Consider the following 11,451-nt stretch of genomic DNA (forward strand, 5'->3'; position numbering starts at 1 on the left):
CGCACAGAGCAAGGCCGAGGCGCCGCTGCCGGCGCGGATCCGGCTCTGGCCGTTCCTCGCTGGGTTCGGCTATCTGCTCGCCGTGGCCGGCATCGGCATCGCGCACTACCCGGCCGTGCCCGACCCGATGCCCGTGCACTTCGACGCCGCATTCGCGCCGGACCGCTGGGCGGCCAAGAGCCTGACCGGCTTCCTGTTGCCGGTGTTCATCGGCCTCGGCGTCACCCTGCTGCTGTGGGTGCTGGCCGCGCTGTTGCCGGTGCTCGACGCACTCGGCGGGAGCCAGTCGCATCCGGCCGCCGGCGTGCAGCTCTCCCCGCGCGCCCCCGCCACGACGCAGACGCTGCTGCTCACCCGGCGCATGCTGGAACGCCTCGGGCTCAGCGTCGCGCTGCTGATCGGCACGGTCGCCCTGCTGACCTGGTTCGGCGTGCCCGGCTGGGCGGAGCCGTGGGCGTTCATCCTGCTGGTGGGCGGGTTCCTCGGAGTGCTGACGTTCGGCGTCGTCGGCATCGTCCGCAGCGAGCGCGCCGAGACGCACCAGGTCGGCGCCTAGGCTGGGCGCATGAGTGAAACCGCCGCTGCCGCATCCGCCCCGACGACCCCCGCGGAGGCCGCGGGCACCCCGCTGGACGCGCTCATCGCGACCGTGGCGAAGCTGCGCGGACCGGGCGGCTGCCCGTGGGATGCCGAGCAGACGCACGCCTCGCTGGTGCAGTACCTCGTTGAGGAGACCCATGAGCTCGTCGACGCGATCGAGGCAGGCAGCCGTGACGAGATGATCGAGGAGCTCGGCGACGTGCTCTACCAGGTGATCCTGCACAGCGACATCGCCGAGCACACCGCGGGTGAGGACTTCACGGTGCAGGATGTCGCCGCGACCCTGAACGCGAAGCTCATCGGCCGGCACCCGCACGTCTTCGGTGATGTCGTCGCCGAGACCTCCGAAGACGTCGTCGCGTTCTGGGACGATCTCAAGGCCGCGGAGAAGCCGGAGCGCACGAGCGTGCTCGACGGCATCCCGCAGGGCATGCCCTCGCTCGGGCTCGCCGACAAACTGCTCGGCAAGGCGGCGAAGCTCGGCCTGATCGACGACGGCGCGGATGCCGGCTCGCCGCTCAGCGCGGCCTTCAGCTCGGAGGATGAGCTCGGGCCGATGCTGCTGGCCATCGTCGCCAGCGCCAAGGGGCGCGGCCTCGACGCGGAGCGGGCGCTGCGCAGCACGCTGCGCGACTTCCAGGCGGAGATCCGCGAGGCCGAGGGCACGGCGTAGCCCTCACCCGCCTCGCCTTCCAGCCGGCGCGCAACTTCCCGGTGGCTCGAGGGAGCGCCAGCGGCCGAAGCCAACAGCGCCGATCTGGCCGCAAAAAACAGGAGCAGAGTGGCGCCGGGTCGCTCTGCGGGGCTCGCCCCGCTCTGGTCCTGTGTTTCGCTGGCTTGGCCGCGGCTACGCCACCCGGCTGCCGGTGGGCAGGCGCTTCGCCGGGGTGTCGGTGCGGCGCACCGCCCAGAACAGCGCGCCCGCGCCGAGCAGCAGGTGCACCGTGAGCCCGACGAACCAGGACGGCACCGAGCGGTTGTAGATCTGCTCGGCCGTCTCGTAGTCGTTCGGGCGCGGGTCGTTCGGCCCCAGCCCATCGGCACAGGCGTCGTACACGCTGTTCAGCTCCGGCGGATGCTGGGCGCTGCGCACGCCGACCGCGATCCAGCCGAACAGGTCGCGCGGGTTGCCGTTGTCGTCAAAGGTGCCGGGAGCGGCATCCGCCAGCACCACATAGGGGTTGGCGGCCAGCACACCCCAGTAGTAGTCGAAGCGGGGAACCGAGTACTCCGTGACGACGGGCGCGGCGCAGGTCCACTGGCCGCCCGTCTCCCCGTTCGCCTGCTCGTCCCAGTTGTAGTCGATCGAGGTGCTCGTCGCCGTGGACTGCGTCGCCAACCCGGCCAGGCCGAACAGGATCGGGGTGCCGACGCTGAGCGCCGCGATCACCAGGTACGTGGTGACGATGGAGAACAGCGGCCGGGTCTGGATGCCGCTCAGCCCGACGCCGATCGCGGCGATGACGCCCAGCTCCAGGGCGAGCACGAGGGTCGAGACGGCGATGGTGCCGATCGACACCTGGCCGAGCACCACGGCGAACAGCAGGAACGGCAGCGCGGCGGCGAGGAAGGCGAGTGCCGTCAGCCAGGCCGCCACGAACTTGCCGAGCACCAACTGCCAGGTGCTGATCAGCGTCACCTGCGTGGTGGCGAGCACGCCGGTCTCCCGGTCGCCGTTGATCGCGTTGCCGCTGAGCGCCGGAGACACCAGCGAGCCGAGCAACAGCACGAAGAAGATGATGGTGGAGAACATGCCGCCGCCGCCGGAATCGATCGCGTTCGTGGCGAACCAGAGCAGCAGGGTCACGAGCCCGACGATCACGAAGAAGACGCCGAGCAACACGTACCAGGCCACGCCGCGCACACGCTGGCGCAGTTCGAGCCCGATGATCAGGCGGACGCCGGCCCAGAACTCGGTCCGGTCGGCGGCTGTCTGGGTGGTCAGCGTCGTGCTCATGCTGCGCCCCCTCCCTCGGTCGGCAGTGGTTGCGGGCGGTTCACGTCGCGGTTCAGATCGAGGAAGGTGTGCTCCATCACCCCGACGGCCGGCCCGAAGTCGCTGATGGCCGCGCCCGCGCCGACGAGCCGGCCGAGCGCCGCGGCGGCCTCGGCCTCGTCGGCGAAGGAGAGCAGCGCGCCCACGTTGTCCAGGGCCACCCGCTCGGCTGGCATCCCGATGGCGGCGATCGCGGATGCCAGCACCGCGCGGTCCAGCGCGCGCACCCGCCACTGCCGCAGGCTGCTCTGTGCCCGGGCCACCTGCTCGGCGCTCGCCGTGACGCCGGCGGACATGTACACGGCCGCATCCGCCATCTCGTCGAGCTCGGAGAGCACGTGGCTGGACACCAGGATCGCGGTGCCCTCACCGGCCAGCCGGCGCACCAGCGCACGGAGGTCGGCCCGGGCGGCCGGGTCGAGGCCGGAGGCCGGCTCGTCCAGCAGCAGCACCGCCGGGTCGTGCACGAGGGCGCGGGCGAGGCTCAGCCGCTGCTTCTGCCCGCGGGAGAGCACGCGGGTCGGCTGGCCGGCGAGAGCGGTGAGGCCGGTGATGGCGAGCAACTCCTCGGTGCGCCGCGCCGCCTGCTGCTGCGGCATCCGGTAGAGCCGGCCGGTGGTCTCGATGGCCTGGCGCACGGTGAGCGTCGGCCAGGCGCCGAGCACGTCCGGCATCCAGCCCATCCGGGCGCGCACCTGCGTCGTGTCGTCGATCGGGTCGAAGCCGGCGATGCGGATGCTGCCGGCATCCGGCTGCAGCAAGGTGGCGAGCATGAGCAGCAGGGTGGTCTTGCCGGAGCCGTTCGGGCCGATCAGCCCGGTGACCGACCCCGGCGGCACCTCGAGCGATGCGTCGCGCACCGCGTGCACCGCCCCGAAGCTGCGACTGACGCCGGTCACGCTGATTCCCATCGGTGCTGCGCTCATCGTGCCCCCATCGATCGCGAGTGTGTGCTCAGGCTAGCCTGCCCTCCCTAGCCAGCGCGGCATTCGCGGCGGTAACGTCGCCTCATGAGCGAGAAGACCTTCAACGAACTCCTGACCATCCAGATCGGCAACGAGTTTGCCGCCTCGCAGCAGTACATCGCGATCGCGGTGTGGTTCGACGGGCACGACCTTCCCCAGCTGGCCGCCCACTTCTACCGCCAGTCGGTGGAGGAGCGCAACCACGCCATGATGCTCGTGCAGTACAGCCTCGACCGCGGCCTGCCCATCACGATCCCCGGTGTGCCGGCCGTGCAGAACGAGTTCGCCAACGTCGTCGAGCCGGTCGCGCTCGCGCTCGCGCAGGAGAAGCAGGTGACCACCCAGATCGAGGAGCTGTTCAAGGCTGCCCGCCGCGACGGCGACGCCCTCGGCGAGCAGGCCATGCTCTGGTTCCTCAAGGAGCAGGTCGAGGAGGTCGCCTCGATGAGCACGCTGCTGACGATCGCCGAGCGCGCCAAGGACAACCTGTTCGACCTCGAGAACTTCGTGGCCCGCGAGACGATCGGCGACGGCGGCGTCGACTCCGACGCGCCAGAGGCCGCCGGCGGCGCCCTCTAACCGGCGCCGGCGGGCGGCGCCCCGCATCGACGTGACAGTTGAGCGTGTTCCCGGTCGCCGGGAACACGCTCAACTGTCGTCTCGGCGGCTCTCGAGGGGAGGGCCGGGCGAAAGGCCAGGGGCGGATGCCGCGGGCGGATGCCGCGGGCTGCCGCGCGCGCGGAGCAGGCCCGGCCGTTCTGAAAGAATGGGGGTATGGCTCAGACTGTGACCCCGCCCCGCGGCATGCGCGATTTCCTCCCCGCCGACAAGGCCCGCCGCGAGCACGCGCTCGGCATCATCCGCGCCAGCTACGCCGCGCACGGCTTCGACGAGATCGAGACGCCGGTCATGGAGGACGCGGCCCGGCTGCACTCCGGCCTCGGCGGCGACAACGAGAAGCTCGCCTTCGCCGTCATGAAGCGCGGCCTCGGCGCGGAAGACCTGGCCGCCGCCGCGGCATCCGGCGATGTGCTCACCCTGGCCGACCTCGGCCTGCGCTTCGACCTCACGGTTCCGCTGGCCCGTTTCTACGCCACCCACCGCTCCGCGCTGCCCGGCGTCTTCCGTGCCATTCAGATCGCGCCGGTCTGGCGTGCCGAGCGCCCGCAGAAGGGTCGCTACCGCCAGTTCGTGCAGTGCGACATCGACATCATCGGCGAGGCCGGCCAGCTGGCCGAGATCGAGCTGATCGGCGCCACCGCCGGCACGCTGGACGCGCTCGGCCTGACCGGCTGCAGCATCCGCATCAACGACCGCCGCATCCTCGCGGCCCTGCTCGCCCACTGGGGCGTTCCGGAGAAGCAGTACGAGCGGGCGCTCATCACCATCGACAAGCTCGACAAGATCGGCGCTGGGGGAGTGGCCGAGGAACTGGCCGGCCTCGGCATCGCCGCCGAGGGCATCGCCGAGACGCTCGAGAGCATCGCGAACGCCGGCTGGGAGCTGCTGGACGGCGGCGTGCCCGCCTGGCTCGACCAGCAGGCGTACGCCGAGCTGCTCACTCTGCGCGCCGCGCTGCCGGAGGTCGAGCTCGTCTTCGACCCGACCCTCGTGCGCGGCATGGGCTACTACACCGGCACCATCTTCGAGATCGCCCACCCCGAACTCGGCTACTCGCTCGGTGGCGGCGGCCGCTACGACGGCATGATCGGTCGCTTCCTCGGCACCGACGTGCCCGCCTGCGGCTTCTCGATCGGCTTCGAGCGCATCGTCGACCTGCTGCCGGAGGACGCCACGAGCATGGCGGATGCCGCCGTCATCGTGCACGAGAAGGACGCCCTGCCGGCCGAGCTGATGGCGCTCAAGCGCCAGCTGGTGGCATCCGGAACCCGGGTGCGCCTCGAGAAGCGCAGCAAGAACCTCAAGGCGCTGCTCGAGCGGGCGGAGGCCGACGGCTTCACCCGCTTCGCACTGCTCGGCCAGGGCGTGACGGATGCCGGCCAGCTGGAGTTCAAGCCGCTCGGCGGCTAGGCCAGGCAGCACGGCTGAGACGGAATCCGTTGCCCAGCCCGCCGCGTGAGTAGACTGGGCGGTGGATCACGACGGTGTTTTCCGCATCCCATACCCCCCTTACTCAAGGAGATAGTTGTGGCTCTGATCGAGGCTGTAGGCGCTCGCGAAATTTTGGACTCCCGTGGAAACCCGACCATCGAGGTCGAGGTTCTCCTGGAGGATGGCACCGTCGCACGCGCCGGTGTTCCCTCCGGCGCATCGACCGGTGCGTTTGAGGCATACGAGCTGCGCGACGGCGACGCAGCCCGCTACGGCGGCAAGGGCGTGCTCAAGGCCGTCGACGCCGTGCTCGACGAGATCGGCGACGAGATCGACGGCATCGAGTCGACCGAGCAGCGCGTCGTCGACGCCACTCTGATCGAGCTCGACGGCACCGAGAACAAGAGCCGCCTCGGCGCCAACGCGATGCTCGGCGTCAGCCTGGCCGTGGCGAAGGCCTCGGCCGACTCGCTCGACCTGCCGCTGTTCCGCTACCTCGGTGGCCCGAACGCGCACACCCTGCCCGTTCCGCTGATGAACATCATCAACGGTGGCTCGCACGCCGACAACGACGTCGACATCCAGGAGTTCATGATCGTTCCCCTGGGTGCCGAGACGTTCAGCGAGGCTCTGCGCTGGGGCGTCGAGACCTACCACGCCCTCAAGGGCCTGCTGAAGTCGAAGGGCCTGGCGACCGGCCTCGGCGACGAGGGCGGCTTCGCTCCCAACCTGCCCAGCAACCGCGCGGCCCTCGACCTCATCGTCGAAGCCATCCAGATCGCCGGCTACGTGCCCGGCAAGGACATCGCGCTGGCCCTGGACTGCGCCGCCACCGAGTTCTTCAAGGACGGCAGCTACCACTTCGAGGGCAAGCAGCTCTCGGCCGAGGAGCTCGTCGCCTACTACGCCGAGCTCGTCGAGGCGTACCCGCTGGTCTCCATCGAGGACCCGCTGGAGGAGGAGGACTGGGACGGCTACACCCACCTCACCGCCCAGCTCGGCGACAAGGTGCAGATCGTCGGTGACGACCTGTTCGTGACCAACCCGAAGCGCCTGGCCAAGGGCCTCGAGCTGCGCACCGCCAACTCGATCCTCGTCAAGGTCAACCAGATCGGCACCCTGACCGAGACGCTGGATGCCGTCGCCATGGCGCAGCGCGCCGGCTACACCGCGATCCTCTCGCACCGCTCCGGCGAGACCGAGGACACCACGATCGCCGACCTCGCCGTCGCCACCGACTGCGGTCAGATCAAGACCGGTGCGCCTGCCCGCAGCGAGCGCGTCGCTAAGTACAATCAGCTGTTGAGGATCGAAGAAGAACTCGGTGAGGCCGCCGTCTACGCCGGCCGCAGCGCGTTCCCGCGCTTCACCGCGTAACTCGCTCCCCGCGGTTTCTGCCGCGCAGCAAGCACCCGGCGTTTCGAATGGAGGATCAGGGCAATGCCTGACACCTCGACGAAGACGCACACTCGGAAGGTGCCGGTGGCCATGGCCACCGGCGACTCCCCGAGCGGGGGCTGGCTGCGCGGCATCCGTTTTTCCGGCTTCTCCCTGATCATGATGGTGATCCTCGTGCTCGCCGTCGTCGTGCTGGCGCCGGGCCTGCGCGTGCTCGTCGAGCAGCGCCAGGAGATCGCCGCGCTCAGCGCCACCGTTGAGGCGCAGCGCAAGGACGTGGACTCGCTGCACGCCGAGCGCGAGCGCTGGAACGACCGGACCTTCGTCATCACGCAGGCCAGGGACCGGCTCTACTACGTGATGCCGGGCGAGGTGAGCTTCCTCGTGATCGACCTCCCGGCTCAGGTGGAGGAGAGCGCGCAGGCGCCCGTCACCGCCGAAATCCAAAACACCCAGCTTGATTGGTTACAGTCAATGTTCGCCTCCGTGATGACGGCGGGCCTTGCAGAAAGCGCACCAGCACCATGACGACACCCCCCTTCGATCCGGCCTCCGAGCGGGACATCGCCATCGTTTCGGCGCAGCTCGGCCGCCCGGCGCGCAACGTGATCGGCATCGCCGCACGCTGCGTCTGCGGCGCGCCCACCGTGGTCTCCACGGCGCCGCGCCTGGCCGACGGAACCCCGTTCCCCACGCTCTACTACCTGTCCCACCCGGCTGCCACCGCGGCGATGTCCTTCCTCGAGGCCACCCAGGTGATGAACGAGTTCAACGAGATGCTCGGCGAGGACGAGGAGCTGCGTGCCGCCTACAGCCGCGCCCACGATGCCTACCTGGCCGACCGCAACAGCATCCTGGTCGTTCCGGAGCTCGAGAACTTCTCCGCCGGCGGCATGCCGGTGCGCGTCAAGTGCCTGCACGCCCTCGCCGGCCACGCCCTCGCGGCTGGCCCCGGCGTCAACCCGATCGGCGATCTCGCCCTGGCCCGCTCCACCTGGTCGCCCGCAGTGTGCGAGTGCGTGGTCTACCCCGGGATCGACGAGTGAGTTGCAGACGACTGACGTTCGGGCGAGCGGCGGCCACTCGCTGATGCGGCGCTGGGGGCGGTGGGGAACTGCAGCGGCGGTGGCGATCGTCGCCGCCGTCACACTGGGCACCACGGTGATCGATGCCCCGCCGGCGCACGCCGACCAGATCCGTGACATGCAGTACTGGCTCGCCGACTACGGCTTCGACGAGGCCTGGCTGAGCACGAAGGGCGCCGGCGTGACCGTCGCCGTCATCGACACCGGCATCGACGGCTCCGTCGCCGAGCTCAAGGGCGCCATCGTCGGCGGCATGGACGCCTCGGGCATCGGTTCCCAGAACGGGCAGACCCCGGTCGGCGACAACAGCCAGCACGGCACCATGGTGGCCTCCCTGCTCGCCGGGCGCGGCCGTGGCCCGGTCCCGGGCAGCGGCGTGATCGGCGTCGCCCCGGAGGCGGAGCTGCTTGCGGCATCCGTGGCGTTCGGCACGAACACCGGCTCGACGGTCAGCAACGACGATCAGATCGCCTCCGCGGTGCGCTGGGCTGTCGACAACGGCGCCGACGTGATCAACATGTCCCTGACCCGCAACACCCTGGACTGGCCGCAGAGCTGGGATGACGCCTTCCTCTACGCCTTCGAGCACGATGTCGTCGTCGTGGCGGCCGCCGGTAACCGCGGCGCCGGGACGGCAGCAGTCGGCGCCCCGGCGACGATTCCCGGGGTGCTCACGGTCGCCGGGGTCGACCGCGACGGCGATGCCAGCTTCGACGCCTCCTCGCAGGGCATCACGATCTCGGTCGCGGCCCCGAGCGAGGACCTCGTCGGCGTGGTGCCGGGCGGCGGCTACGCAAAGTGGGACGGCACCAGTGGCGCCGCCCCGATCGTCTCCGGCCTGGTCGCGCTGGTGCGCTCCGCCTACCCGGAGCTCGGCGCGGCCGACGTCATCAACCGGGTCGTCTCGACGGCGGTCCCGCGTGGAGCCGTGCAGATCTATGGCAACGGGCTGATCGACGCGGACGCCGCCGTCAACGCCGAGGTCGCCGCCGCCAGCACCGACCCGGAGACCCAGCTCAAGGAGTGGGTGCACCTGCACCGCCGCGCGGCGGTGGCCCCGAGCGAGGAAGAGCCGTCCACCCGCGACCCGATCGTGGCGAAGGCGGACCCTCCCGCGCCGGAGCAGGGCTCGCTGGCATCCATCGTCCCGAACAGTTTCACGATGACCACCGTCGTCGTGCCGATTCTTGTGCTCGCAGGATTTGCTATCCTTATTGTGCTGCTGGGCATAGGGGCCACACGGCATTTCAGGCGAATACTGCGCAGGTAAGCGGTTTTCGCACATCCATGATCACGTAGGAGATCCTCAACCGTGCCCAAAATCCTCATCGTCGGTGGCGGCTACGCCGGCTTTTACACCGCATGGAAGCTCGAGAAGTGGCTGCGCAAGGGCGAAGCTGACGTCACTGTCGTAGACCCGCTGCCGTACATGACGTACCAGCCCTTCCTCCCCGAGGTTGCCGCCGGCTCCATCGAGCCGCGCCACTCCGTCGTCGCGCTGCGCCGGCACCTCAAGAAGACCACCGTCCTGACCGCCAAGGTCACCGGAATCAACCACGCCACCAAGCAGGCGACGATCACGCCGCCCGTCGGAGACCCCTACACCTTCGACTACGACATCATCGTCGTCACTGCCGGTGCCGTCTCCCGCACGTTCCCGATCCCGGGCGTCGCGGATGAGGCCATCGGCCTCAAGACGATCGAGGAGGCAGTCGCGATCCGCGACCGCGTGCTCACCAACTTCGACAAGGCCGCGGCCATGCCCGCCGGGCCCGAGCGCGACCGCCTGCTCACCTTCACGGTGGTCGGCGGCGGCTTCGCCGGCATCGAGGTCTTCGCCGAGCTGCGCTCCTTCGCCAGCTCGCTGCTCAGCTCGTACCCGCAGCTGACCTTCGACGACACGCACTTCCACCTCATCGAGGCAATGGGCCGCATCATGCCCGAGGTGTCCCTCGAGACCAGCCACTGGGTGCTCAAGAACCTCGCCCAGCGCGGTGCAGAAGTACACCTGGACACGCAGCTCAAGTCGGCTGTCGGCGGCGTCATCGAGCTGTCGACCGGCGAGAGCTTCGAGAGCGACCTCATCGTCTGGACCGCCGGCGTGATGGCGAACCCCGCCGTCGTGCGCGGCTCCGACTTCCCCGTGGAGGAGCGCGGCCGCCTGCAGGTGCGCGCCGACCTGCGCATCGGAACCGAAGAAGACATCGTCGAGGGTGCCTGGGCCGCCGGTGACATCACCGCCGTCCCCGACCTCTCCGGCGGCGGCGTCGGCGGCTACTGCGTTCCGAACGCCCAGCACGCCGTCCGTCAGGGCAAGCTGCTCGCGAAGAACATCGTCGCCGTTCTGCGTGGCGAGGGCCCCAAGGAGTACCTGCACAAGAACATGGGCGCAGTTGCCGGCCTCGGCATCGGCTACGGCGTGTTCCAGTCCGGCAAGATCGCGATCAAGGGCCTCCCGGCCTGGTTCGCGCACCGCGGCTACCACGGTCTGGCCATGCCGACCTGGGAGCGCAAGATCCGCGTGATCTGGGGCTGGATCAACAACTTCTTCCTCGGTCGCGACATCGTCTCGCTCGCCGCGGTGACCACCCCGCGCGCCGCGTTCGAGGAGTTCGCCTCCCGCCCGAAGCCCGCCGTCGAGGCTGCTCCGGTCGCCGCGGTGAAGGCCCCGGCCAAGGCAGCGGCCGCCAAGCCCGCGGCGAAGACTGTTGCGGCCAAGACCGCTGCAGCCAAGACCCCTGCAGCCAAGACCGCTGCGGCCAAGGCCGACGTGGCCCCGGCCGACGCGGCTCCGGCCAAGGCCAAGGCCCCCGCCAAGGCGCGCGCACCCAAGAAGGTCGCCGCCGAGGTCGTCGAGGTCGCAGAGGCCGTCGCCGCCAAGTAGGCGGTGCCGCGGCACACGTGTTGAAGAACGGCCCCGAGGCATCGCCTCGGGGCCGTTCTGTTCGCGGCTAGACTGCACAGCGCGCCCCTATAGCCCAATCGGTAGAGGCAGACGACTTAAAATCGTCCGAGTCAGGGTTCGAGTCCCTGTGGGGGTACAGAGAAGAATTCGCGCCGCGGCGACCGCACAGGCAAAGCCAGCGGTGTCGAGTCGGAGGCGGGTCCAGCGGGAGAGCTTCCCAGTCGGCGGTTGGCCCAGTCGGGGGTTTTCCAGCCGACGGTTAGCCCAGCCGGTCGAGGTAGCGCAGCAGCACGCCCTCGCGCAGCGCCCACGGCGAGACCTCGAGCTCCTTCACCTTGAACACCGCCATCGCCTCGGCGAGCACGATGCCGCCGGCCACGATCTGGAAGGTGCGGTCGGCGGTGATGCCGGGCAGCGCGGGCCTGGCGTCTGCGGGGATCCTCGCCAGGC

The 11,451-nt window shown here is 70.0% G+C and carries 12 protein-coding genes and 1 tRNA gene; 10 read left to right on the forward strand and 3 right to left on the reverse strand.

The genetic code is table 11. The annotated features are described in order from the left end of the window. Together GY24_RS15890 and GY24_RS15895 are read left to right on the forward strand one after the other, a co-directional pair. A partial coding sequence (locus GY24_RS15890; protein ID WP_133161224.1) for a DUF1648 domain-containing protein occupies positions 1-556 on the forward strand: 556 nt, incomplete at its 5' end. Positions 557-565: 9 nt separating this feature from the next. Continuing rightward, positions 566-1,273: a MazG family protein gene (locus GY24_RS15895; RefSeq protein WP_104477440.1), complete on the forward strand. Its 708-nt coding sequence runs from the start codon at positions 566-568 to the stop codon at positions 1,271-1,273. Positions 1,274-1,447: 174 nt separating this feature from the next. Here GY24_RS15895 and GY24_RS15900 read toward each other — a convergent pair whose 3' ends face one another. Further along, positions 1,448-2,557, reverse strand: coding sequence for an ABC transporter permease (locus GY24_RS15900; protein WP_233279420.1), 1,110 nt, complete (start codon positions 2,555-2,557; stop codon positions 1,448-1,450). Further along, on the reverse strand, positions 2,554-3,522 hold the full coding sequence (locus GY24_RS15905) for an ABC transporter ATP-binding protein (RefSeq protein WP_193953629.1): 969 nt from the start codon (positions 3,520-3,522) through the stop codon (positions 2,554-2,556). Before GY24_RS15905 ends, GY24_RS15900 begins: the two co-directional genes overlap by 4 nt. A gap of 84 nt (positions 3,523-3,606) precedes the next feature. Between GY24_RS15905 and GY24_RS15910 the strand changes: the two genes are divergently transcribed. From GY24_RS15910 to GY24_RS15945, 8 genes are all read left to right on the forward strand, one after another. After that, a complete protein-coding gene (locus tag GY24_RS15910) occupies positions 3,607-4,140 on the forward strand; it encodes a ferritin (protein WP_104477444.1) in 534 nt (177 codons plus the stop codon). Positions 4,141-4,335: 195 nt separating this feature from the next. Then, positions 4,336-5,592, forward strand: a complete 1,257-nt coding sequence (gene hisS / locus GY24_RS15915) for a histidine--tRNA ligase (RefSeq protein ID WP_104477446.1) — start codon at positions 4,336-4,338, stop codon at positions 5,590-5,592. A 117-nt stretch (positions 5,593-5,709) separates the two neighbouring features. Beyond that, positions 5,710-6,990, forward strand: a complete 1,281-nt coding sequence (eno, locus tag GY24_RS15920) for a phosphopyruvate hydratase (protein ID WP_083364640.1) — start codon at positions 5,710-5,712, stop codon at positions 6,988-6,990. 63 nt (positions 6,991-7,053) lie between these two features. Continuing rightward, positions 7,054-7,539: an FtsB family cell division protein gene (locus tag GY24_RS15925; RefSeq protein ID WP_233279421.1), complete on the forward strand. Its 486-nt coding sequence runs from the start codon at positions 7,054-7,056 to the stop codon at positions 7,537-7,539. Further along, positions 7,536-8,057: a DUF501 domain-containing protein gene (locus GY24_RS15930; RefSeq protein ID WP_104477448.1), complete on the forward strand. Its 522-nt coding sequence runs from the start codon at positions 7,536-7,538 to the stop codon at positions 8,055-8,057. The genes GY24_RS15925 and GY24_RS15930 overlap by 4 nt, the downstream gene beginning before the upstream one ends. A 1-nt stretch (position 8,058) precedes the next feature. Beyond that, positions 8,059-9,366 (forward strand): S8 family peptidase, encoded by a 1,308-nt coding sequence (locus GY24_RS15935; RefSeq protein WP_233279422.1) that lies wholly within the window; start codon positions 8,059-8,061, stop codon positions 9,364-9,366. A gap of 42 nt (positions 9,367-9,408) precedes the next feature. Continuing rightward, complete coding sequence (locus GY24_RS15940; protein ID WP_104477450.1) at positions 9,409-10,980, forward strand: NAD(P)/FAD-dependent oxidoreductase; 1,572 nt, start codon at positions 9,409-9,411, stop codon at positions 10,978-10,980. An 83-nt stretch (positions 10,981-11,063) separates the two neighbouring features. Then, a tRNA-Leu gene (locus GY24_RS15945) sits at positions 11,064-11,137 on the forward strand. Between the two features lie 123 nt (positions 11,138-11,260). Here GY24_RS15945 and GY24_RS15950 read toward each other — a convergent pair. After that, the coding region (locus tag GY24_RS15950; protein WP_456080964.1) for a Ppx/GppA phosphatase family protein at positions 11,261-11,451 on the reverse strand (191 nt) is incomplete at its 5' end.

It is taken from the genome of Microterricola pindariensis, from assembly GCF_002936985.1.
In the GTDB taxonomy this organism is placed as follows: Bacteria; Actinomycetota; Actinomycetes; order Actinomycetales; family Microbacteriaceae; genus Microterricola; species Microterricola pindariensis.

Bases quoted from the DNA above. Each gene is read 5' to 3' on its own strand.
- GY24_RS15900 (WP_233279420.1), bottom strand. From the start codon at position 2,557: ATGAGCACGACGCTGACCACCCAGACAGCCGCCGACCGGACCGAGTTC.
- GY24_RS15925 (WP_233279421.1), top strand. From the start codon at position 7,054: ATGCCTGACACCTCGACGAAGACGCACACTCGGAAGGTGCCGGTGGCC.
- GY24_RS15930 (WP_104477448.1), top strand. From the start codon at position 7,536: ATGACGACACCCCCCTTCGATCCGGCCTCCGAGCGGGACATCGCCATC.
- GY24_RS15905 (WP_193953629.1), bottom strand. From the start codon at position 3,522: ATGAGCGCAGCACCGATGGGAATCAGCGTGACCGGCGTCAGTCGCAGC.
- GY24_RS15910 (WP_104477444.1), top strand. From the start codon at position 3,607: ATGAGCGAGAAGACCTTCAACGAACTCCTGACCATCCAGATCGGCAAC.
- hisS (WP_104477446.1), top strand. From the start codon at position 4,336: ATGGCTCAGACTGTGACCCCGCCCCGCGGCATGCGCGATTTCCTCCCC.
- GY24_RS15895 (WP_104477440.1), top strand. From the start codon at position 566: ATGAGTGAAACCGCCGCTGCCGCATCCGCCCCGACGACCCCCGCGGAG.